The sequence below is a fragment of the Trichocoleus sp. DQ-A2 genome (assembly GCF_039961915.1).
In the GTDB taxonomy this organism is placed as follows: Bacteria; Cyanobacteriota; Cyanobacteriia; order Cyanobacteriales; family FACHB-T130; genus FACHB-T130.
Window position 1 is genome coordinate 156,283 of sequence record NZ_JAMPKD010000007.1, and the last position, 20,993, is coordinate 177,275.

The window sequence follows — 20,993 nt, forward strand, 5'->3', positions numbered from 1 at the left end:
CACTCTCAAGATAGTCGGGTGAGCATCGATCGCCTTACCTTCCAGTTTGCCTCCTCAAATACTTCCAAAACTTCTGTCTTCCGGTAGAGGGTAAAAACCAGTTAAGCGTGAGCTATGCTGGCAGTGATTTCTATCGAGTCCAAACCGTTTTAGGAAAGCAGCCGTTATGCCAGAAAGTTTCTTGCTCAGCCGCGTACTAATTCGCTTCAACGGCAAAGCTGATGAACCTCTTAGCCAAGATTTATCAGCGGCTGCTTTGACACCTGATGGCAGCTTGTGGGTAGGTTCTGATGAAACGAGAACGATTGAGCGCTTATCCCCTGTCGAGCCATATATCTTCAGCAAACATCAGCAATTTTTTGTAAAAGATTTCATCGATTTAGCCGATCCGGAAGGCGAAATCGATATCGAGGGAATGGATTATACAAACCATTATCTTTGGTTCATCGGTTCCCACAGTACAAAGCGTAAAAAAATAAAGGGCAAAGACCTTGAGAAGGATCTTGATAAACTAGCAACCATAAAGTTTGAACCAAACCGTTATTTACTTGCCCGGATTCCTGTAGTAAAAGGTGAATTAGTTAAATCAGTCTCTCACCCAGAACAGCCAGATAAAAAACTGACAGCAGCCTGTCTGCAAAAAATAGGAAATAGTAACGTTCTGATAGAAGCACTCAAACAGGATCGGCACCTAGGGGCATTTCTAACAACTTCTATCCCCTCTAAAGAAAATGGATTTGATATCGAAGGCTTAGCGATTCGGGGAGATAGGATTTTTATCGGCTTGCGAGGCCCTGTACTGAGAGGGTGGGCAATTATTTTAGAGGTTGAAGTTGCAGAAACCGAGCCAGGAATTTTAACGCTGAAGAAAATTGGCAAAGATGGGAAGCAATACAAAAAACATTTTGTAGAGTTGAATGGGTTAGGTGTCCGGGAACTATGTCTGGATGGTGAAGACTTGATCGTTCTAGCGGGACCCACGATGGATTTAGAAGGTGCGCTGAGAGTCTTCCGCCTGAAAAATGCCTTACAACGTGATGAAAACAGCATCTCTTGGCAGAAAGAGGGAGATTTGGAAGTGTTGTTTGATCTGCCTTTCAGATTTGGTTCCGATCATGCGGAAGGGTTGGCACTGTTTCCCTGTTTAGGACAACCAAATTCTCTAATGGTGGTTTATGATTCTCCGGATGAGAATAGAGTCGTGAAGCCGAATGGTATTTTTGCAGATGTCTTCAGTTTGAAGTCTCTACCTTGTTAACTCTCAGGGACACGGCATTGCCGTGTCCTTACAAACAATATGTATTGCACGTTCATTGAGAACCTCACTAATCGCTAAATGTGTTGGAGATTATTAGCCCTTAGCAAAAGAGAAAAATGCAAACTGACAAGTTAGCGATGCTAACGCGATCGCTTCCTTCGCATACCAGCCACTTAGGAAAGGGGAAATCGCTTCTTAGGATTTGTTTTTCATCCTATGAATGCGCGTCACGATTAACCCACCACCGACAGCCCCCAATATAATCCCGCCTATTGCAATAGTAGGTTCAACAGAGGTTCCAGAGACAGGGGTTGGAGAGACAGTGGTTTGAGAGCTAGAAACTGCGCGAGATTCGAGCGTAGATTTTAGCGCTGGGAATGCTAACTCTACAAATAACTTATGGGCGGCAGTCGTGGGATGAATGCTGTCCCAAAATAAATATTCGTTTGGATTGTTACATATTTTGGCTCTGCTGATACAGGCGTTGGTTACATTCGTGAAACCGAATTTTTTTGGATTGTTGGTGACTTGATTGTAAAGAGAATTGACATCAAGATAGGTGATTTTGATATCAGAGTTGAGTTGCTGACGCAAACCGTTGAGGGATGCGGCTAATCCAGAATTATGCTTCTTCGTTAAAACGTTGAGAGACTCGGAACGTTGAGTTGTGCGCGTGCCAGGAAGCTTTCCTAAATCTGGTAAGTTAACGACTACGATATTTTTGGCTCCAGCTACCGAGAGGGACTTCACCGCGATCGCTAAATTGTTGATTGGCACGGTAGAGTCGGTAGCGCCTCTTAGATAATCATTCGCACCAGCCCAGACAACATACAGAGCCTTCGGGTTAGCAGAGGAATGGGTTGCCTTAAAGCTCTCGATTTGTGCCAGCAATCCGGGGGGAATCTGCCTAGAATTGCCTGTGGTAGCACCTCCGTAGGCGAAGTTCGTCTCTGTACTAGATTTTAATTTCAGCTTAGAGGCGAGATAATCTGCCCAAACAGGGCCATTGGAATAGCGTCCTTGAAAGTAGGGTGGATTTGGAGGATATTGCCCGTTGGTAGCCTTTAATACATTGCCAACATCGGAGAGGCTATCTCCAAAAACATAAATCTGATTAAAAGTCTGTGCCGAACCCGGATTCGGAACTCCCAAAACGCTGAAGAGCGTGAGAAGCGCAAGGACGCGCCGAGGCATTGCGATCGCTGCTTTGGCACTCGCCATGCACAACTTTTTCATGAACATCCCCAGAAGATCCGATTAGAGTTATCACCAGCCGCTTTCTCCTTGTAGCAAAGTTTCTGGAAGATGGCTGAGCGAGTAGCGATCGTTTAGAGACTGTGCTTGTCATCTGCAACCGATGCATGAGCGCGATCTCTACTCGCTCAGGGAATTTCAAGCTTCTACCCCAACTCATGTTTCAAAAATGTAACTTTAGCTACTTTTTACTGAAAATGTCATTAAAATGTGACTTATACGGTCTTACCCCGCACCCGTTCTATCAGCAGAGGTTGTCTTATGCCAGAACTTATCTGTACTGTTCCCGTTCCCAAAACCCCACAAGAATTGGAACAAGCCGTTGAGCAATACATAACTAGCGAGATCAGCGGGACTGAACTCATTTGTCAGTGGTTAGCCATCCGCGATGCATCCCTAGATCAAGACTTATACGTGCCTACTGATAGCGACCAAGTTGCCGGCGGAGACAGCTATTAAGTTACATCTATTGACACGCATTGGGTGCTTAAGAGCAGGGGTTTCTTAACCCTCAATTTCCTGTTTAGGGCATAGCCATGCCCTTACAGATTGCGAATGAGCGTAAGTTATTTAATCCATGTACATTGGCAATAAATCGATAAAAACTCCCCCGGCTAATCCGAGGGAGTTTAATTTTACGTTTTCAAAAACCTAATTACACTGAGACTGGAGTATTTGCGGGCTTCTTTAGCCGAGGAGTTGCAACCATTTTCATGCCTTCCGGTGCGGCTAAAGTCAAACCCCGACGCACTGGAATCACCGGACGCTTATTAACGAGCGACACTTGAAAACGCGACACAATGGTTGCTAGAACCAATTTCATTTCATACATAGCAAATGCCATCCCGATACAGCGACGATTCCCGCCGCCAAAGGGCAAATACTCGTATTGAGAAAATTGCCGTTCTAAAAAGCGCTCTGGCTTGAATCGCTTGGGCTGTGGGAAAGTTTCCTCCCGGTGGTGGGCTAAATAGATACTGGGGATGATTACCGCCCCTGGAGGCAATTTGTAGCCGCCGATCTCGATGGGCGATCGCACAACCCGAACAAAGGTATTCGCAGCAATTGGGTAGATGCGAAGCGTTTCAGAGCAAACCGCCGTTAGGTAGGGTAGTTTAGTGATAACGCTTGGATCGGAGTCAGCGTCAACAGAGTCCAACTCGGCGAGCAGTTTTTCGCGCACCTGCGGTAATTGGTCAACCCAGTACAAAGCCCAAGTCAGTGCAGAAGCGGTGGTTTCATGTCCGGCGACTAGCAGAGTCATTAACTCATCGCGTAACTCTATATCCGTCATCGGTTGACCCGCTTCATCACGAGCAGACATCATTAAGCTGAGGATATCTTGCCGATTCGGGTTAGCTTCCGCTCGACGTTCCGCAATCTGAGCGTAAATCAGTTCGTCAATTTGTTTTATTTGGCGCAGCATCCGACCCCAAGGACTCCAATCGCCTAAATCTTGTTTAAGAAACTCAAAAAAGAAGGCGCTGGAGTTGAAGCGGGAAGTCATCAAGTCCAGCGTTGAAGCGACTAAGCTGCGTAGTTGTTCCAAACGCGACCCTTCATCTAGTCCAAACACCACCCGTAAGATGACGCGCAGGGTAATTTCTTGCATCGACGCACGGATGTTGAAGGGTTTGCCAACCGTCCATTGATTCATCACCTGCTCGGCGATTTCAGAGATAATCTGACCGTAAGCCCGCATCCGTTCGCCGTGAAAAGGAGGGGTTAACAGTTGTCGTTGGCGCTGATGGCGATCGCCATCCAGCAGTAGCAGAGAATTTTCTCCCATTAAAAACTCTAAACCGCTGTTCCCCCTCCCAGCGTCTAACTGACTAGAATCAGCAGTGAAAATCGTTTGCAGTGCTTGTGGTTGGCTGAAATAGACAATCGGAGTCCCCTGGCTTCCCTGGATGGTGAAGGTGTCACCATAAGCTTTTGCATAATCATCCAGGTACTTGATGGGCTGAAAAATAAATTTCATTAACCGCAGCGATCGCGGAGTGTTTGGCCCTTTAGGGAGGCTGTTGGTGAGTTCCATTGAGGCGTTTCGTGTTGAGAGCTATTCGATTCTATTGTGGCGAGTTTAGAGGGTGGAGTGTTGGCTTTCAACCCGATGTCCTCAGAGGGCGATCGCTTGCTTCTCATCCTAGCGATTGACAAGCGATTGACAAAGGTTGTGCCAGTCAATCGCTGTCCTAATGCACAAAAAACTCCCCTCGATCCCATTAAGCGGTATATTCGGTGGAGTCAGCATCACAAGCGAGCAGTGCCAAGAATAATTGCGATTCTCAACGGTAAGGGAGGAGTCGGTAAAACCACTACAGCAGTCAATCTGGCTGCAACCTTCTCGGAAGAAAAACGGGTTCTTCTGGTCGATGCAGATATTCAGGGTTCGGCGACTTGGTGGGTTGAGCGTAGCGAGAAAGGAATGGGCTTCGATCTCGCTCAAGAGACAGATCCAAAACTTTTAGGTCGTTTACGTAAGATAGAAGGCTACGATTTAGTAGTAGTGGATACGCCTCCAGCATTGCGATCGGAAGCATTAGCGGCGGTAGTAGCGATCGCTGATTATCTGGTTTTACCCACGCCTTGTGCGCCGATGGATCTGGCTGTACTCATTGAGACAGTAAGGGAAACCGTCATGCCAGTTGGAATCGCCCATCGGGTACTTCTGACAAAGGTGGATGCGCGAAGTTTGGGGGAAGCACTGGAGGCTCAAAACACACTTCAAGAGCTAGGAATTCCTGCTTGCTATAGCTTTGTCCGTGCCTACAAAGCCCACGAACGAGCGGCTCTTGAGGGGGTGCCGATTCATCAATGGGCGGGGAAAAAGGCGCGGGAGGCGGAAGCAGACTATCGCCGCGTGGCTAATGAAATACAGCGTGATTGGAGAAACTAAAAATAATGGCTAAAAAACGTATCTCAGACTTACTACACGAAGAAGCACAAAAATCCCCAGATTCAGAAACTGAACCTGTTCTAGAGGCGACCGTTGAGGAAGTTATAGAAGTGGAGGCGGAAATAATAGAGGATTCATCAACAGATACGCCTGATAAAACTCCTGCTAAAAACTCAAATCCAACGAAGGCTGACTTAGAAGCAAGTGTGACAGAGTTAAAAACAGCTCTGGATCAAGCACGCGAAAGGGAAGAAGCTCTACAACAGCAAATTACCAATTTGCAATCCAATTTGGATGAGCAAAAATCTCTGATGGCTGACTTAAAAGGTGTTGTGAAGGAAACCCGTAAAGTGGAAGCTTCTTTACACCAGCAAATTGCCAATTTGCAGGCGGATTTGGATGAGCAAAAAAAATTGCTAAACAAGCATCAAAAAGCTCAAGAGCAAGCCAAACAGTTGAAAGCAGAGCTGGAGCAAGCCAAAAAAGCAGCGATGCAACTTGCAGAAGCGAACTCTAAGCTAATTGAAGAAGCCAATGCTCTACACAAAGCGCCGCAAGCTGCTCAACCACAGAAGCACAAAACATCTGAGCGGGTATCTAACATCTTCTCTGAACCTCCAACCGATGAGCCTGCTGATTTTGCCTCAAAAAGTTGGTTGCTGTAAATACTCTTAGTAAAGAGGGCGAATAGAATTCGCATCTATACAGACTAAACCCACCTATGCGGGTTTCAAAAGTCCGCGTTAGCGTAGCGTGTGCCTTAGCGCATAGGCGGATTTTGTTGAATAGAAGCGAAGCAACTTCTGCCCCCCGTCTTCTTGAAGGGGGGTAAGGGGGTTGGCGTAGCCGCGATTTCTAATCGCAAGGTATATTTGCAAGATTGGGATGTATAGCAGTAGGGGCGGGTTATTAACCCGCCCCTACATCTAAGCGCACTTGTTATTTAGCTGAATTCAAAATCCGAAATTGATTAAGCAGGATTTGCTTGCGCTCTTCTCTGGAGTAAGTTGAGAATCGAAGCTTTTTCCAGAAGTCCTACTAGCACGCCGTTTTCACGAATCACGGGTAGTTGAGTGAGTTTTTCTTGTTCTAGTAGTGTCACCACTTCTAGTAAAGATTGATCGGATTTGACGGTTGTGGAGAATTCGACGGGTTTTGTTAGCTGTGCGACTGATATTTCAGTCCACTGGGAGGTTGGGACAGCTTTGAGATCGTCAACTGCGATCGCTCCCACTAATTGTCCTTCCTCATTGGTAACTAAGAACCGCGACGCTTCGTTTTTGCCAATGATGTACTCGTTAACAAACTCTCTCAGGGAAAGCGACTCAGATACAATTGGGCTATCACTCATAACTGCGTCTTCTGCGGTCAAAGCGGCTAGTTGTTCCTGCACTCTAGCAGCCTGGGTTACTCGACCCGCGTTTTGCAGCAAGAACCAACCGATTAACAAGTTCCAGAAGTTAAGACCGCCGCCTAATAGTAGCGGAACCAGACCAGAAGCGATCGCTATCCAACCAATGACTTGACCGGCGCGACCCGCAAACACGACACCTTTATAAGGATTGCCGGTGATCTTCCAAACCAACGCCTTGAGGATATTCCCACCATCCAGGGGCAAGCCAGGAATCAGGTTAAACAGCGCCAGCACTAAGTTGACGTAAGCCAGCACTCCGAGGATTGCTCCAAACGGCCCGGAAATGCTCGTGGTAAAGCCAATCGCGCTAATTAGACCAAACAGCGCCAAACTGACTAAAGGCCCTGCGATTGCCAGCCAGAATGCTCCTGCTGGGGTCTTTGATTCTTTTTCTAAGCTGGCGAGACCACCAAACAGAAATAAGTTGATAGATTTAACTTCAATTCCCTGCTTGATAGCCACAAAACTGTGTCCCAGTTCGTGCGCCAAGACGGATGCAAACAACAGCAGCGCCGCAATTAATCCCAGTAGCCAGGGTAATCCCCCGCCGAGTCCGGGAAATTGAGCCGCTAGTCCACTGCCATAACTCACCGTCACCCAAGCCAGGACAAAGAACCAGGTTGGATGTACGTTGAAGGGAATTCCGAATAAATTGCCGACGCGAATCGTGCCGTTCATTACGCCACCTCTGCTTTAACATCTGAGAGGCTTAAATTGAACCTCTCTTTCTTGCACCTCTTTATCGTAACGATATGTAACGAGGATTTTAATCTTTCAGCTACCGTACTATCCGTCCGTTAAGGTTCGGTTTTGTAATAGCCTAGTGTGAGGCATTCTTACTTTTGCCTCGGCATAATAGAATCAGTACTGCTCTTGAAAGGCTGACTTCTGCATCACGTCCTTGGGGCAGAAAAACTCTCCCAACCTCGACGACCGCAGGTGTTTCCCTATGCCCGTCTCCGAAACTCAAATCACCCGCTCTTACAATCAAGAAGAGATTCAGCAAATTCTCCAGATTGCGATCGCGCGTCAAACTGACGACACAGAATTTACCCGCGAACAGCTACTGGAAATCGCCTCTGAATTAGAAATCTCTCCAGAGTGTCTTCAGGTGGCAGAACAGCAGTGGCAAGCCAAACAGGGAGAAATCCAAAAGCGGCAGGATTTTAATCTCTACCGACGCACCAAATTACAAAAACAAGCTGGCAAATATACAGTGATCAATTCGTTTTTGATGCTGCTGAATTTAGTAAATGCCGGTCAGCTTTCTTGGTCTTTATATATCGCCTTATTCTGGGGATTAGCTCTAGGGCTTAATGCTTTGAATACCTTTCAATCGGGAGGCGAAGATTACGAAAAAGCCTTTCAGAAATGGTATCGTCAGTACCAATTGAAACAATCACTGACCACTGTTTGGGATAAGGTTCTCAAAGCTTGGCAGACTTAAAGCATATTCCCCTAGCGAAGAGAAATTTGCGGCTACGCAAAGGAAGGGGGTTGAAAATCAGTCTTTATGAGCGAGAATTTTGTCTAGAGACGTTGTATGCAACCTGTTGGGATTCGGTAATTCATGCTTGGCAGATATGCCAAAGGCGCGATCGCGTACAGCCCTTTGGGCATGAAAACAGCGAAGCGAGGGATTAGCCTCGCGCTGACTTGTCAGTTCTCATTTTCCCCCAGTCAGCATATCTCCTACAGGAACAGCTTTCGTTTGCCTTAAAATAATCCTGTCGGCTTGGTTAAACTAACCAGACTTTTACGGCTAGACAAGTTACGGCTAGACAAGTTCTCTCTGCATTCCCCCTGCATTAGATATGGTTCAGTACACTCTCGCACAAAGCCCAGAAGTCATCCTGACTGTTTCAGGCAAAGATTCAAAAAAAGCCCGTGAGAAAGCGATGGAGCAGCTCATGGAACTCATGGATGCAGACAAGCTACCCACCGATCTTGAAGATGGATTTAGTCCGGAACAACTGATTGAAGTCAAAGAGCTAGAAGCGGATGGGACTAGCGATGAAGACGCCGTAACCCAAGCTGTACAAGTTTTGAGCAACCTTGCCACACTGAAGCTGAAGGTGCAGGAATCACGCGCCGAGGCGCTGAAGGTTCGCGCTCAAGTAGATATCCTGTTTTCAGAAAAGTCGGTGAGTGAAGAGGAAATCGCGCAACTCAAGGACGGTTTTAAGGTTCTCAAAACCTTTGCTCAAGTGAATCTGCGCTACCACGAGGCTCGCTCGAAAGCAGAGCAAGCTCGGAGCGTGTTAGATCAAGCTTTAAAATCTCCTGAAAGTTAATTTCTCTGCTTAGGCGCATCCGCTGCGCGATCGCGTCAGCGAGAATTCAGACTTGAGCAGCGATCGCGCTGTTGAGTTTTTCTCTCATTCGCAGCGCCAAATGCATCTGTAACCACCCAAGAAGATAAGCAATGATTCAATTTGGTAAAACTCCTTCTGATTCCGGAGAAAAAAGCTGGCGAAACCAGCTGGCTCAGTTTGTCAAAGCTAATCAGCAAGAATTGGCAGCATTATCTTGGGGTTTGTGGTTAGAAAATGGAGACACTCAAGGTTATCTAGGGATCGATGTGCAACCAAAGCCGCATTTCGTCTATTGTCCAAAAGAGGCGATAGAAACACTCAATAATAAAGTCGAAAACCAGCTTCAGGAGATGGTAGGAGTTGTGGAGGCTCATAACCCTGAAGTGGAGGTTCTGATCATTGGAATTGGCGAGGGGCAAATAAAGCTGGTTCAGTTTCAACCAGAACCTCCACCTCCCGTTTGCTTTGAGAAAGTCGCCGCAGATGTTAATACATTGCTAGAGCGATTGGAGCAGCAGATGGACGAGCAGATACAAGGTTAAATCCTAAAAAGCGATCGCGTCAGCGTATGTATTCTTAGTGTTGCTCGCACGCTTGCTAGTGAGGGGAAACGCGATCGCATCTTTCATCAACTCAGCTAGTGAGTTAATCAGAACGCTTAGATGCCATCTGCTCGTCCAAACTAATTGGCCCAGAGCCAATATAGTAGACCATGAGCAATCCCCCGATAATTGCTAAGTTTTTCATGAACGCAATCACCTGCATTCGGTCGTCAAAATCGGTGTGAAAAATTAGCGTAGCTGGAATCATAAAGATAATTAGCGCGATCGCTCCCCAACGCGCTTTGTAACCTAGCACTACTGATAATCCGCCAGCCAATTCAAGAATAATTGCCGCAACTAGCAACAGTCCCGTTAGCGCTAACGGGATGCCGTTTTTAGCCATAAACTGTTGTGTGCCACTAAAGCCCGTAATCTTATCAAAGCCGGATTTCAAAAAAATGGCGGCTAAGAAAGCTCGTGCTATGAGGGGAATGTATTTTTCCATATTGACCTGCGATCGCTTTGCCTTTAACTTACAACAACATCCGGGCGGGAAGCAAAGTAACGGGATAAGCGATCGCCTTCACCACCGCCGATGATATCCTTTGCTGCGACTACCCGAACCTCTAGCTATAGCGAATTAACATAACAATAGTGCTTCTAGAGAATTAGTGCTTCTAGAGAATTCTTCAACTGAATGCCTTGCTCACAATAATATTCCCGCGATCGCAGCGGTCATAAAACCCGCGAACAAACCGCCAATCATCGCCCTGACACCCATTCTCGCTAAATCTTTCTGACGATTCGGTGCCATCCCGCCAATTCCACCAATTGTGATTCCAATCGAGCCAATATTGGCAAAGTTGCACAAAGCGTAGGTTGAGATAATTACCGCCCGTTCGGATATCGCCTTCTGCTCAATCAGCGTCTTCAGATCCAGATAGGCGATAAAATCATTCAAAATTGTCTTTTTTCCTAACAACACCCCCACCTGAGCGCAGTCAGCCCAAGGCACTCCGAGCAGCCACGCAACGGGAGCCATTACAAAAGACAACATCCACTCCAACGACAGCAAAGGCACGCCAAGAAGCCCCCCCAACCATCCCAGGAGCGCATTGACGAAAGCCAGTAACCCCAAAAAGGCAATAATCATCGCCGCGACATTCACTGCCAGTTTTGTCCCGTCAATTGCTCCCCCAGCTGCTGCGTCAATCGCATTCACAAAGGTACTCTCCACCTCTATCCCTGCCTTGCCAACCGTCTTGGGGACTTCCGTTTCTGGATAAAGCAATTTTGAGGCAACCAGCGAAGTCGGGGCAGTCATGAAGAAAGCGGCAATCAGATGTGCCGGTGGAATCCCAAAGGAGAGATATGCCCCTAATACGCCACCCGCAATTGTCCCAAAGCCCGCGGTCATTACTGCATGAAGTTCTGATTGCGTCATCGTCGCCACATAAGGCTTCACCAGTAACGGTGACTCAGTTGGCCCTAAAAAGACGTTCCCCGCACACGATAAAGACTCAGCCCCTGATGTTCCCATCGTCTTCATCATGACCCACGCCATCCCATTCACCACTCGCTGCACAATGCCGTAGTGGTATAGCACCGTGATGAAGGAAGAAAAAAAGATAATCGTCGGCAGCACTTTAAAAGCAAAAAAGTGTTCGACAAAGTTATCTCCAAAGACAAATTTGGCACCCACATCAGAGAATTCTAAAAAGCGGCTAACGACATCGCCGAGAAACTTAAATACAGCTAAACCGCCGGGAGTTTTCAGAATCAGCAGTGCAAAAATAAACTCTAACCCAAGCCCCCAAAATACCGGACGCCAACGCACAGCACGCCGGTTCACTGAGAAGGCATAAGATAATCCCACAAAAACAGCCAACCCCAGTGCTGAAATCAACCGCTCCATCGACTCTCTCAGGGCTAAGTTACAATACGGCGTATCATAGCCTGGATGTGTGGGCAAGAAAGTATCAGCTGAGCCTGCGGATTCTATCTTTGTGGGGATGGATCGGAATGAATTACGACAACATTCAAGGCGATTAAAATTTTGGAGAGATCGTAAAATGGTACGAATTTTTCTTTCCGCTGGACATGGTGCTGGCGATCCGGGCGCACAATCTGGAGGCACTACAGAAGACAGAGAAATGCGGCTTACCCGCGATGCTGCGGTTAAGGAAATGCGATCGCGCGGTTTAGAGGTTTCCTCGGTTCCCGATTCCCTGAGTTTGAAGGAAACGATTACTTGGATCAACGCCTACTCCCGCCGTGGCGACGTCGCTTTAGAAATTCACGCCGATTCCGTCGGCAACACTAATATCCGGGGTGCCAGCGTCTTCTATACTGACGGCAACGAGCAACGCGAAGGCGATGCCCAGTTACTGCTGCAATCCTTACTGAAGGCAGTTCCCAGTTTGCCATCTCGTGGGGTTAAATCGGATATCGCCACAGGTGTCGGGAGTTTGGGTTTCTGCCGTCAAGTGGATATTCCCTCTGTGCTGATGGAGTTGGGGTTTATTACCAATCCAAGCGATCGCTCTTTATTTCAAACGAAGCGTCCAGACTTCGCCCGTGGATTGGCGGACGGTCTAGAAGCATGGAGTCGGAAGGAAGCTCAGAGGCAGGGCTTAACGCCTCCCCCTCCTCCTAGCTACCCCGTTATTAGTGTCAAAATCAACGCCCAGCTATATCAAAATCAAGGAATTTTGGTGAATGGGAATGCTTGTATTCCGGTTGTTTTCCTAAAGTCTTTAGGAATCGATCCGAGTAAAGTCGCAGACTTCCGCACCACTACTCACCGGAATCTCGAATATATCAAAGCGGTAGATTTGCAGCCATTTAAAGTATCCGTTAAATGGGACAATCCAACCCGCACAGTCGTTTTAACAACCTATTAATTTGCTTTCAATTTATTGGGTCATGGGTAATTTATAATCGGTTAAATTTTTGAGTTTTGAATAAATCACTCATGACTCACCGCTTATGCGCGATCGCTCAAAAATTACCGATTCCCGATTCCCCGATTGTTTAATGAATATTCAATGAACCCATCCTCGGCTGTATCGCTGACAGCAATTGTTTTGGCAGGTGGAAAAAGTTCTCGTATGGGGCGGGATAAAGCCCTAATTTCTGTTAAGGGCGTTCCCCTGATTCGGCGGGTTTGTGAAGTTGCCCAAGCGTGTGCTTCAAAAGTGTATGTGGTAACGCTGTGGATCGAACGATATCAAGATATTGTACCCAGCACCTGTAAATTAATTCGAGAAGTCGGGACAGGAGAACCACACTCTTTTTCTAACGATGAGAAACCCCAGGGGCCACTGATTGGCTTTGCTCAAGGACTCGCGCCAGTGCAAACAGAATGGGTGCTGTTACTTGCCTGCGATTTACCCAATTTGAAAGAGGAAGTTTTGCAGAATTGGGTACAGCATTTACCAGAGGTACCAGAAGATTGTATTGCCTTCCTCCCCCGACATCCCAAAGGCTGGGAACCGTTATGCGGTTTTTATCGCCGTCGCTGTTTGCCTAGCTTGACTGAATTCATTAATAAAGGGGGCAGATCCTTTCAGCAATGGTTGTCTCAACATCCCGTACAAGAACTGCCCCTAACTGAGCGATCGCTCTTATTTAATTGCAACACACCGGCTGACTTGGAACAGGTAATTGGTAATAAGCGGTTTGAGTTGTAAAGACTCGATAAATCGCGTCTGAGTTGTAGAGACTTCAAACGTTGAACCCATTAGCCATTACCCTTACCATTTAAGGATTAACCGGCGCAGCAGGAACAACGGGTTCTGCGTCCAAATTTGGCAAAGGTGCCAACTGAGGTAGAGGTTCCGCCGGCGGCGTAAAGTCAGGCGTCGGCTTTCGGGGTGGCGGCGGCGCAAAAGTGGGGGATAAGTTGCGGGGCAAATTATCTGCTGAAATGCAAGTATCCAGCGCTTTGGTGGCAGAAATCTCCAACTGGCGATTCAAACCGACAACGCATTCAGCAAAGCGGATTGGTAGGAGGCTACGACGGCAGGATTCGAGTACCTCCAGCAACGGCGGGTTTTTGGTATCTTGGGAAATATTAATCACGCACCTGCCTAACTCGATGGGACGTCGCACCCGGAGACAGGCAGCCAGAGCATCTTGTGAGGCAATCTGAGCTTCTCGGTTAATATTAAACACGCAAGCGGATAAATCTGTCGGTTTGAGGGCATCCGAACAGCTAGAGGCAGAGAGTTCTGTAGAGATACCAACCGCCCTTAATTCGGCAGCGCAGTATTGAAAGGGGCTGAAATGGGTGGCGGTGGCAGGAACGGTCTCAACAGCGATCGAAAATAATCCTGCGGTCAGGGCTAGCCCAGTAGAAGATAATCGTCGGGAACGAGACAAGGCACGTTCGCTACTTTTGTTTTGCATGATAGTTCTACATAAGTAGGTCACAAGCTATCCTACTTGGACATTGGTAGCAGTTTGCACCTTTGCACTCAGTCTAATGTTATCGGCTGCAACTAAAAATGCGATTGGGGAAGCGATCTCCCTCCAAAAGCGAATAACAATCGAACCCCACATCTGTACCCAAGAAGTTAGCAAGTTAAAATCTAGAATCAAATCTAGAAAAATAGAGACGTTCTCACAGAACGCCTCTATTAAAGGTTACTAAATTCAAAGCTGTAACCTTAAACCTTTTTAGTATTCAGGCACCGAAGGGTCAATTTCTCGACTCCAAGCGGTAATTCCGCCTTTGACGTTGGTGCCTTCTATTCCAGCTTGTTTCAAAATACCCAGCGCCTTCGCCGAACGTCCACCCATTTTACAGTGGGCAATCAAGCGATGACCGTTGAGCAATTCCTTCACTTGGGCGACACCCGCACCATTTTCAATATCTGGTAACGGAACCAAAACGGAACCCGGAATTTTAGCAATTTCGTACTCGTTAGGATTGCGAACATCAAGCAGGACAAAATCATTTGCACCGCTATCGAGCAATTCCTTCAATTCCCGAACCGTCATTTCTGACATTTCCATCTGCTGTTTTGCCTCTTCCGCTTTTGCTTGTGGAATACCGCAGAATTCTTCGTAATCAATTAATTTGTCAATGACTGGTCTTTCCGGGTTCGGACGCAGTTTCAGTTCCCGGAACTTCATTTGCAAGGCGTCATACAGCAACAACCGCCCACTCAGGGTATTCCCCTGACCTAAGATGATTTTGATCGCTTCAGTTGCCTGGATGGTGCCAATCACGCCGCACAGAACGCCGAGAACGCCTCCTTCAGCACAAGAAGGAACTAATCCGGGTGGTGGCGGTTCCGGATAGAGGTCGCGGTAATTGGGACCCCCTTCGTAGTTAAATACCGTTGCTTGACCTTCAAAAAAGAGGATAGAGGCGTAGACGTTGGGCTTGTTTAACAGCACACAAGCATCATTAACAAGATAACGTGTGGGGAAGTTATCGGTGCCATCTACGACAACATCGTAGGGTTCAAGGATTTGCAGGGCGTTCTCTGAACTCAGGCGGGTTTCGTACAAATCAACTTGGCAATCAGGATTAATTTCTAAAATCCGGTTTTTTGCCGATTCAATTTTGGGTTTCCCTACCCAAGAGGTGCCGTGAATGACTTGCCGTTGTAAGTTGGAACTATCAACGACATCAAAATCGACAATGCCGATGCGTCCGATACCAGCAGCTGCGAGATACAGCAGCAGGGGCGAACCCAGTCCACCTGTACCAACACACAGGACACTGGCGGCTTTGAGGCGTTTTTGTCCTTCCAGTCCAACTTTGGGCAGGATTAGGTGGCGAGAGTAGCGTTCGTATTCTTCTTTGGAAAGCTGGATTTCATCCAGATTGGGATTGAGCATGGCCTTTTAGTGAGGGCAGACAGAGTTAACAGCCTATCAAAAATACAATAGTCTTTGTATCCTTGGGTCTTAATCGTTTTTAAAATTAAGTTATTAATCTAGGTTGTTTCAACAATTATCATTTCTTCAGGCTGGAACTGGTGGGCGTCGTCGAGACTCCAGTTGCGGAGATCGCCAGCTTTACCTTGTTGAACAGAGACAATAATATACGAGTACACTGACCACGCACATGCCCGATCGAATTCCGAAGGAATTGCTGAATGGTCGGGATGGGAGTGGTAAATCCCAATGATATCAAGTTGGCGATCGCGTCCCAGCTTTTGTACTTTTAGCATATCTTCGGGAGCGATCGCGTATCTGTCTCGCTTATCTGAACCCAGTTTGGCGGAACCTTCAATTTCTTGAAATACTTCTACTGCTTCTGCATTCCAGCGATTCTCGGTTGGCATGACTTCCACTACGGTTTTGCCATCTTCCGCCAGTTTACCCAGCAGCAAACCGCAGCACTCTTCGGGATAGGTGCTTTCGGCATGGGTGCGGATGGCTTGCAAATGCTGAGGGTGGAGTTTTAATACTGCCAAGATGCCAAATCATCCTGCGCGAGACGTGGAACTATTGTATGCCACAGATGTCTCTCGTTTTGATTGTCTGACTATCTGCTTTTCTTTCACAACAGCCTTGCTTCTATAGGAATTTTGAAGAAAATCTTCTCTCTTCTCGCTGCTGCCTTGTCTATCAATTCGTTGAGATTGAAACGACAAATTTTATCGGGAATTCAATCAAAAATATTTTTAATTTCCGGAGGGTTGCTGTAAAATTCCAGAAGTTAATTGTATTGTTCTAAATTTCAGCAATATATATGGGCGCATGGATTCCAATTATAAAAAATATAGTACCAAAGCGAACACTATTTGTATAGTGCCAATTTCTTTAATTTTTAGCAGCGATCGCTCAATGCGTCAGTGAGCTTTACCTGCGCCCAGATACAGTTCTCCTACCTTCGGATCGTTCAAGAGTTCGGAGCCGGGACCTGTGAAGCGATCGCGTCCTGTATCCAACACATAACCCCGGTGTGCCATGCCTAAAGCTTTCCGGGCATTTTGTTCCACCAGGACAATTGCTTTGCCCGTTTGATTAATCGCTTGAATCTGCTCAAAAACGTTATTGACCAATAAGGGAGACAGCGCCGCCGAAGGTTCATCCAGCAGCAACAGAGTGGGTTCCAACATCAAAGCTTTTCCCATCGCCAGCATCTGCCGTTCTCCCCCTGAAAGAGTTCCAGCACGCTGATGCCGCCGTTGAGCCAGAACGGGAAAAGTGGTAAAGATATGATCCTTAAGTGGTTTCAAAGGGACGTTGCGAATAAACGCGCCCATCTCCAGATTCTCTTCCACCGTCAGCGATGGGAACACATTCGAGATTTGCGGCACGTAGCACATTCCCCGCCGAACAATTTGATCCGACTTTAAGCCAGCAATATTTTCGCCTTTGAAAGTAATTTTGCCTTTATGAGGGTTTAAAAGTCCAAAGATAGTCTTTGCTAATGTTGATTTTCCGGCACCATTAGGGCCAATTACGGCAACTAATTCACCTGGATATATCTTGAAATTCACCCCTTGAAGGATATCCAAATCTTTGACATATCCCGCCCAAACATCTTCAACTTCTAATAAAGGTTCATTAGTCATTCGTTCTTATTTATTATTTAATATTTATTTTTTATGGTTCATGATGTATTGCAATTCCTGCATCAACCATGAACCATGAATAATCAACAATTAGGGTGTTTTTTGCAAATCGGGGCGTTCTTCGGGGACAATTGCGCCTTCCACGGGGCAGACTTGTAGGCAGATGCCGCAGTCAATGCAAGTGGCAAAATCAATCCAGTACCAGTCAGTCCCCTTCGTGTTTTTGCCAGGTCCTTCGTGAATACAGGCAACAGGGCAGGCATCGACACAATCAGCGACGCCTTCGCAGGTATTAGTAACAATCGTATGCGGCACAGTGTTCTCTCTCTTGGGATTGGCAGACGGCTGCTTCTATAGCCTACCAAAGTCTTTTGAAAGCTGATAGCTGAAACGAGACTTTTTAAATGCAAAAGTATGCAAATAAAGGTGAAATTTTGCAAGAAAAATCGCCTCCCCTTTGCGTACCTCTGCGCGTACCTTTGCGTTAAAAAATCTAACTCAGCGTCTCAATTTTAGTAGCACCCTCAGCTTCCACCCAGGCAATGCGACGGATGTGACGGCTACGGGCATATTCTCGCACATCTTCAGGCGATCGCTCCCCTAAATCCATTTCCACTCGTACCAGATGAATCGAATCTCTCAGGGTTTGGGCGTAGGCGAACGCTGCCAGATAGGCTTGGGGAGATGAAGGAACGACTAACCAATCACTCGCGGGCGTTTCGCGGGGCATACCAGCCTTCGAGAGCAAGACTTGATATAAGTCTTCAATATTCAGCGCAAAGCCAATACTGGGGTAAGTTTGCCCCTGGGGATGATAGAGTCCCAGCAGTTGGTCATAGCGTCCACCCTGGGCTAAAACCCGTGCTTGAGTGTCTGTATCGCTAACGACTTCAAACACAATGCCGGTGTAATAGTTAAAGGTTTGGATCAAGCTGAGATCCAGAGTTACGGGGAAGCTTTGCTGATGGGAACAGCCTTCATTGAGAAGATCGATCAGGGATTTCAGAGTATTGACTGTTTGCCGCTCAGATTCTGCTAAATCTAGGGTGGAAACTTGTTGCAGCACATCAGCAGGATGTCCCCGCAGCTCAAATAGAAATAAAGCTCGTTCTCGCAATTCGGGGGAAAGGGGCAGAGTTTCCAGTGCGATTCGATCGAGATGCGCGATCGCCCGTCGCACTTTTTCTTGCAGATGAACTGGAAACGGAGAAAAAAGCGATCGCGTTAACCCCGCTTCTCCCAAAATTACCTGCCACTGGCTTAACCCCAGACACTTCAAGCAGTCTCCCAGCAACAACAGCACTTCTGCATCTGCCAAGACACCCCCCGCACCCAACAGCTCTACCCCTGCCTGGTAAAATTCCTGCTGACGTCCGTAATTGCTGCCCTGCGGACGGCGGAATACATTTGCGTTGTAGTAGAGGCGTTGCGGATAAGTAACACCAGCCATCCGCGTCACAGATGCACGGGCGATCGAAGCCGTCAGTTCTGGGCGCAGTCCGAGCGTCCCCTCCTCAGCATCCTGTATTTGAATCACTGTCGAGCGCTGGATGGCTCCGCCTGCCATCAAAGTATCCAACCGCTCTAGAGTGGAGGTGATAATCCGGTGATAGCCCCAGCGGTGATACACCTGCTGCAACCGATCTTCAATCCAGCTTTTTTGAGCGACATCGAGAGGCAGCAAATCCCTCGCGCCTGCCGGGGGTTGATAAACCATTCAGTCGTTGTTTTTTGTTAGTTGACAAGCGATTTTCAAGCGAAATATTCGCGATTAGCCAGTTGACGGTTTGACTCTAGTTCTCACCGAAAACTTTCAAACATCTAATAGCCGAGTTGCTAATCGAAGAAATCGCTTTCTTATTTCTTCTTACCAAACATACCAAATAAACCGCCTCCAGACTTATCCTCCGGCTTGCCCTGCCCTGGCTTGCCCTGCCCTGGCTTAGGCGGCGTCGTTGTCTTGCCACCCGCCACTTTTTGTGCCAGCTTGTCTAGTGCCTGTTTGCCCTCTATCCCAATCGGATCTTGAGGGTTTAATTTCAAAGCTTGGGTGATATGTACCTTCGCCATTGTCACCTTAGGCGGAGTTTGCTTCAAATAAACCATCCCTAATAAGCTATGGCAACGGCTATTGTTCGGCTCCATTTTCAGGGCTTCCCGCAACTCTATCTCCGCCTTCGCAAACTGGTTCTTCGTTATCAACTCATCAGCACGACGGAAATAGGGTTCCGCCACTGATGATGGTGTTGGTGTTGGTGGCGGTGGGGGCGGCGCTGGGGGCGGCGATGCATTTCCGCCAGCAGCCCCCGTGACAGGACGTTTATCTGACATCATCGGCGTTGCTACCCCAGAACCCCCCTTCCGCCTCAGATAAACCATATTCAGTTCGCTGATTTGAGCCGTCACTTCTAGGACTTGGCTCAAAGATTCATATTGCGTTTGTGCTAGCTTTTGCAGTGCCGTTTTATAGGAATGCTCTAAATCGCCCCCCGCCTGAGCTAACTGTTTCGCGGTTTCACCTTGGGGTTGAGCGTTCGCCCCTTCCCCAGCCAAGCGCTTACCCATTCGCCCGACCATAACGACGTATTCTGCCCGCGTGCGATCCTGAGACAGTTGCTCGTAGGCAGGATTTACCAATTTTGACAACATCTGGCTGGCACGCTGTTTTTCTGCTTCGTTTTCAGCCTTGCAACTATCCGGATGCAATCTCCGGGCAATTTTGAGATACCGTTTGCGGATGTCATTGACGCCTGCATCTACTGGCACCCCTAAAATTGCGTGGTGGTCTGTGAAATCAAACTTGAACAGTCCACGGTCGATCCGAAATGACATAGCCCGCTGTCCCACCGTCAGAGCCGAATATTCTTTCTAATATACTTCCCTTGCGAAACCTATGTGTGACCTTGCTTACAGAGAAGCCTGATTTTTAGCACTTTGCCATCTACTTATTGCCATCTACTTAGAGGTGTAATTTGCAACAGTTCTTGACTGAGCTGTGGGTGTAGATAACCATTTGTTGCCAAAATCCGACCGGAATGAATCGCTAAAGGACTCCCATCGTAGGAGCTGACTTTGCCCCCGGCTTCCTCCACGATTACCACTCCGGCTGCCAGATCCCAAGGCTGTAAACCCCTTTCCCAGTAGCCATCCAGGCGTCCGCAGGCAACATGAACGAGATCGATGGATGCGGAACCGCTGCGCCTGACACCCTGAGTGAGATGCGTAAGGTGACAAAATTCAGCGTAGTTATTGTCTGCTGTTTCGCGTCGATCGTAAGCAAAGCCGGTGACAAGCAAGCTTTTGCTCAACTCGGCTGTTTTGGAAACTCGGATGCTCCTCCGGTTGCAAGTGGCTCCTAAGCCTTTGGCAGCGCGATACAACTCCTGATGAAATGGATCGTAAACGACACCGACTTGGGGAACTCCGTCAATCAGTAACCCGATTGAGGCGGAGAAAAAGGGATACTGATGAGCATAATTTGTGGTGCCATCTAGGGGATCGATTGCCCAGAGGTATTCGCTTTTTGTATCTCCCAGTTGCCCGGATTCTTCTGCCAGGATTTGATGGTGGGGAAAATGGCGATTGATGACTGAAAGAATGGTGGCTTCGGCGGCTTTATCTGCTTCGGTTACGAGGTCGCCTGGACGTCCTTTTTCTTCAACGGCTTCTAATTTGCCCCAGTAGCTTTGCAAGACGGCACCAGCAGCTAGCGCCGCCTCGGTGGCAATATCTAGAAAAATTTGCAGTTGGTCAGGGGTATGGTGTGTCAT

At 47.6% G+C, this 20,993-nt stretch carries 23 protein-coding genes; 10 read left to right on the forward strand and 13 right to left on the reverse strand.

The window, feature by feature from the left end:
- The first annotated feature begins 166 nt into the window (after positions 1-166).
- Complete coding sequence (locus tag NC997_RS08940) at positions 167-1,258, forward strand: DUF3616 domain-containing protein (protein WP_190429801.1); 1,092 nt, start codon at positions 167-169, stop codon at positions 1,256-1,258.
- Between the two features lie 195 nt (positions 1,259-1,453).
- Here NC997_RS08940 and NC997_RS08945 read toward each other — a convergent pair whose 3' ends face one another.
- Positions 1,454-2,494, reverse strand: a complete 1,041-nt coding sequence (locus NC997_RS08945; protein WP_242031364.1) for an SGNH/GDSL hydrolase family protein — start codon at positions 2,492-2,494, stop codon at positions 1,454-1,456.
- Between the two features lie 279 nt (positions 2,495-2,773).
- Here NC997_RS08945 and NC997_RS08950 point away from each other — a divergent pair, with 279 nt between their 5' ends.
- Complete coding sequence (locus NC997_RS08950) at positions 2,774-2,971, forward strand: hypothetical protein (RefSeq protein WP_190527430.1); 198 nt, start codon at positions 2,774-2,776, stop codon at positions 2,969-2,971.
- A gap of 196 nt (positions 2,972-3,167) precedes the next feature.
- Here NC997_RS08950 and NC997_RS08955 read toward each other — a convergent pair whose 3' ends face one another.
- On the reverse strand, positions 3,168-4,550 hold the full coding sequence (locus tag NC997_RS08955; protein WP_190527432.1) for a cytochrome P450: 1,383 nt from the start codon (positions 4,548-4,550) through the stop codon (positions 3,168-3,170).
- 228 nt (positions 4,551-4,778) lie between these two features.
- On the opposite strand from NC997_RS08955, the gene NC997_RS08960 reads away from it, so the two are divergent.
- Together NC997_RS08960 and NC997_RS08965 are read left to right on the forward strand one after the other, a co-directional pair.
- Entirely contained in the window at positions 4,779-5,411 is a 633-nt protein-coding gene (locus NC997_RS08960; protein WP_190527576.1) for an AAA family ATPase, read from the forward strand.
- Between the two features lie 5 nt (positions 5,412-5,416).
- Positions 5,417-6,076: a hypothetical protein gene (locus tag NC997_RS08965; RefSeq protein WP_190527434.1), complete on the forward strand. Its 660-nt coding sequence runs from the start codon at positions 5,417-5,419 to the stop codon at positions 6,074-6,076.
- A gap of 305 nt (positions 6,077-6,381) precedes the next feature.
- Here the strand turns inward: NC997_RS08965 and NC997_RS08970 are convergent, their stop codons facing one another.
- On the reverse strand, positions 6,382-7,503 hold the full coding sequence (locus tag NC997_RS08970) for a site-2 protease family protein (RefSeq protein ID WP_190527436.1): 1,122 nt from the start codon (positions 7,501-7,503) through the stop codon (positions 6,382-6,384).
- 271 nt (positions 7,504-7,774) lie between these two features.
- Between NC997_RS08970 and NC997_RS08975 the strand changes: the two genes are divergently transcribed.
- The 4 genes from NC997_RS08975 (at position 7,775) to NC997_RS08990 (ending at position 9,682) form a co-directional block, all read left to right on the forward strand.
- Positions 7,775-8,272, forward strand: a complete 498-nt coding sequence (locus NC997_RS08975; RefSeq protein WP_190527438.1) for a 2TM domain-containing protein — start codon at positions 7,775-7,777, stop codon at positions 8,270-8,272.
- Between the two features lie 50 nt (positions 8,273-8,322).
- Positions 8,323-8,469 carry a hypothetical protein gene (locus NC997_RS08980; protein WP_348257780.1) on the forward strand — a complete coding sequence of 49 codons (147 nt, stop codon included), beginning with the start codon at positions 8,323-8,325 and terminating at the stop codon, positions 8,467-8,469.
- A 170-nt stretch (positions 8,470-8,639) separates the two neighbouring features.
- The gene (locus NC997_RS08985) at positions 8,640-9,119 is read left to right on the forward strand and encodes a hypothetical protein (protein WP_190414745.1); all 480 of its coding nucleotides are present in this window, start codon (positions 8,640-8,642) and stop codon (positions 9,117-9,119) included.
- Positions 9,120-9,250: 131 nt separating this feature from the next.
- Positions 9,251-9,682 (forward strand): hypothetical protein, encoded by a 432-nt coding sequence (locus NC997_RS08990; RefSeq protein WP_190527441.1) that lies wholly within the window; start codon positions 9,251-9,253, stop codon positions 9,680-9,682.
- A gap of 103 nt (positions 9,683-9,785) precedes the next feature.
- On the opposite strand, the gene NC997_RS08995 is transcribed toward NC997_RS08990, so the two are convergent.
- On the reverse strand, positions 9,786-10,187 hold the full coding sequence (locus NC997_RS08995) for a DoxX family protein (protein WP_190527443.1): 402 nt from the start codon (positions 10,185-10,187) through the stop codon (positions 9,786-9,788).
- Between the two features lie 201 nt (positions 10,188-10,388).
- On the reverse strand, positions 10,389-11,597 hold the full coding sequence (locus NC997_RS09000) for a NupC/NupG family nucleoside CNT transporter (protein ID WP_190437462.1): 1,209 nt from the start codon (positions 11,595-11,597) through the stop codon (positions 10,389-10,391).
- 157 nt (positions 11,598-11,754) lie between these two features.
- On the opposite strand from NC997_RS09000, the gene NC997_RS09005 reads away from it, so the two are divergent.
- Both NC997_RS09005 and NC997_RS09010 read left to right on the forward strand, forming a co-directional pair.
- Positions 11,755-12,585, forward strand: a complete 831-nt coding sequence (locus NC997_RS09005) for an N-acetylmuramoyl-L-alanine amidase (protein ID WP_190527445.1) — start codon at positions 11,755-11,757, stop codon at positions 12,583-12,585.
- A gap of 144 nt (positions 12,586-12,729) precedes the next feature.
- Positions 12,730-13,374 carry a molybdenum cofactor guanylyltransferase gene (locus NC997_RS09010; RefSeq protein ID WP_190527447.1) on the forward strand — a complete coding sequence of 215 codons (645 nt, stop codon included), beginning with the start codon at positions 12,730-12,732 and terminating at the stop codon, positions 13,372-13,374.
- Positions 13,375-13,444: 70 nt separating this feature from the next.
- Here the strand turns inward: NC997_RS09010 and NC997_RS09015 are convergent, their stop codons facing one another.
- The 8 genes from NC997_RS09015 to NC997_RS09050 all read right to left on the reverse strand — a co-directional run bounded on the left by NC997_RS09015 (position 13,445) and on the right by NC997_RS09050 (position 20,993).
- Positions 13,445-14,092, reverse strand: a complete 648-nt coding sequence (locus NC997_RS09015) for a hypothetical protein (protein ID WP_190527449.1) — start codon at positions 14,090-14,092, stop codon at positions 13,445-13,447.
- Between the two features lie 270 nt (positions 14,093-14,362).
- Positions 14,363-15,535: a molybdopterin-synthase adenylyltransferase MoeB gene (gene moeB / locus NC997_RS09020; RefSeq protein WP_190414751.1), complete on the reverse strand. Its 1,173-nt coding sequence runs from the start codon at positions 15,533-15,535 to the stop codon at positions 14,363-14,365.
- A gap of 98 nt (positions 15,536-15,633) precedes the next feature.
- Entirely contained in the window at positions 15,634-16,119 is a 486-nt protein-coding gene (locus NC997_RS09025; RefSeq protein ID WP_190527578.1) for a Mov34/MPN/PAD-1 family protein, read from the reverse strand.
- Between the two features lie 375 nt (positions 16,120-16,494).
- Entirely contained in the window at positions 16,495-17,223 is a 729-nt protein-coding gene (locus tag NC997_RS09030) for an ABC transporter ATP-binding protein (RefSeq protein ID WP_190414752.1), read from the reverse strand.
- A gap of 90 nt (positions 17,224-17,313) precedes the next feature.
- The gene (locus NC997_RS09035; RefSeq protein ID WP_190527451.1) at positions 17,314-17,538 is read right to left on the reverse strand and encodes a 4Fe-4S dicluster domain-containing protein; all 225 of its coding nucleotides are present in this window, start codon (positions 17,536-17,538) and stop codon (positions 17,314-17,316) included.
- A 178-nt stretch (positions 17,539-17,716) separates the two neighbouring features.
- A complete protein-coding gene (locus NC997_RS09040) occupies positions 17,717-18,940 on the reverse strand; it encodes an ATP phosphoribosyltransferase regulatory subunit (protein ID WP_190527453.1) in 1,224 nt (407 codons plus the stop codon).
- A gap of 140 nt (positions 18,941-19,080) precedes the next feature.
- On the reverse strand, positions 19,081-20,055 hold the full coding sequence (locus NC997_RS09045; protein WP_190437476.1) for a J domain-containing protein: 975 nt from the start codon (positions 20,053-20,055) through the stop codon (positions 19,081-19,083).
- 113 nt (positions 20,056-20,168) lie between these two features.
- A complete protein-coding gene (locus tag NC997_RS09050; protein WP_190527454.1) occupies positions 20,169-20,993 on the reverse strand; it encodes an inositol monophosphatase family protein in 825 nt (274 codons plus the stop codon).

Excerpts from the sequence above, each read along its gene's own strand:
- NC997_RS08940 (WP_190429801.1), top strand. The coding sequence starts at position 167 with ATGCCAGAAAGTTTCTTGCTCAGCCGCGTACTAATTCGCTTCAACGGC.
- NC997_RS08945 (WP_242031364.1), bottom strand. The coding sequence starts at position 2,494 with ATGAAAAAGTTGTGCATGGCGAGTGCCAAAGCAGCGATCGCAATGCCT.
- NC997_RS08950 (WP_190527430.1), top strand. The coding sequence starts at position 2,774 with ATGCCAGAACTTATCTGTACTGTTCCCGTTCCCAAAACCCCACAAGAA.
- NC997_RS08955 (WP_190527432.1), bottom strand. The coding sequence starts at position 4,550 with ATGGAACTCACCAACAGCCTCCCTAAAGGGCCAAACACTCCGCGATCG.
- NC997_RS08965 (WP_190527434.1), top strand. The coding sequence starts at position 5,417 with ATGGCTAAAAAACGTATCTCAGACTTACTACACGAAGAAGCACAAAAA.
- NC997_RS08970 (WP_190527436.1), bottom strand. The coding sequence starts at position 7,503 with ATGAACGGCACGATTCGCGTCGGCAATTTATTCGGAATTCCCTTCAAC.
- NC997_RS08975 (WP_190527438.1), top strand. The coding sequence starts at position 7,775 with ATGCCCGTCTCCGAAACTCAAATCACCCGCTCTTACAATCAAGAAGAG.
- NC997_RS08985 (WP_190414745.1), top strand. The coding sequence starts at position 8,640 with ATGGTTCAGTACACTCTCGCACAAAGCCCAGAAGTCATCCTGACTGTT.
- NC997_RS08990 (WP_190527441.1), top strand. The coding sequence starts at position 9,251 with ATGATTCAATTTGGTAAAACTCCTTCTGATTCCGGAGAAAAAAGCTGG.
- NC997_RS08995 (WP_190527443.1), bottom strand. The coding sequence starts at position 10,187 with ATGGAAAAATACATTCCCCTCATAGCACGAGCTTTCTTAGCCGCCATT.
- NC997_RS09000 (WP_190437462.1), bottom strand. The coding sequence starts at position 11,597 with ATGGAGCGGTTGATTTCAGCACTGGGGTTGGCTGTTTTTGTGGGATTA.
- NC997_RS09005 (WP_190527445.1), top strand. The coding sequence starts at position 11,755 with ATGGTACGAATTTTTCTTTCCGCTGGACATGGTGCTGGCGATCCGGGC.
- NC997_RS09010 (WP_190527447.1), top strand. The coding sequence starts at position 12,730 with ATGAACCCATCCTCGGCTGTATCGCTGACAGCAATTGTTTTGGCAGGT.
- NC997_RS09015 (WP_190527449.1), bottom strand. The coding sequence starts at position 14,092 with ATGCAAAACAAAAGTAGCGAACGTGCCTTGTCTCGTTCCCGACGATTA.
- moeB (WP_190414751.1), bottom strand. The coding sequence starts at position 15,535 with ATGCTCAATCCCAATCTGGATGAAATCCAGCTTTCCAAAGAAGAATAC.
- NC997_RS09030 (WP_190414752.1), bottom strand. The coding sequence starts at position 17,223 with ATGACTAATGAACCTTTATTAGAAGTTGAAGATGTTTGGGCGGGATAT.
- NC997_RS09040 (WP_190527453.1), bottom strand. The coding sequence starts at position 18,940 with ATGGTTTATCAACCCCCGGCAGGCGCGAGGGATTTGCTGCCTCTCGAT.
- NC997_RS09045 (WP_190437476.1), bottom strand. The coding sequence starts at position 20,055 with ATGTCATTTCGGATCGACCGTGGACTGTTCAAGTTTGATTTCACAGAC.
- NC997_RS09050 (WP_190527454.1), bottom strand. The coding sequence starts at position 20,993 with ATGACACACCATACCCCTGACCAACTGCAAATTTTTCTAGATATTGCC.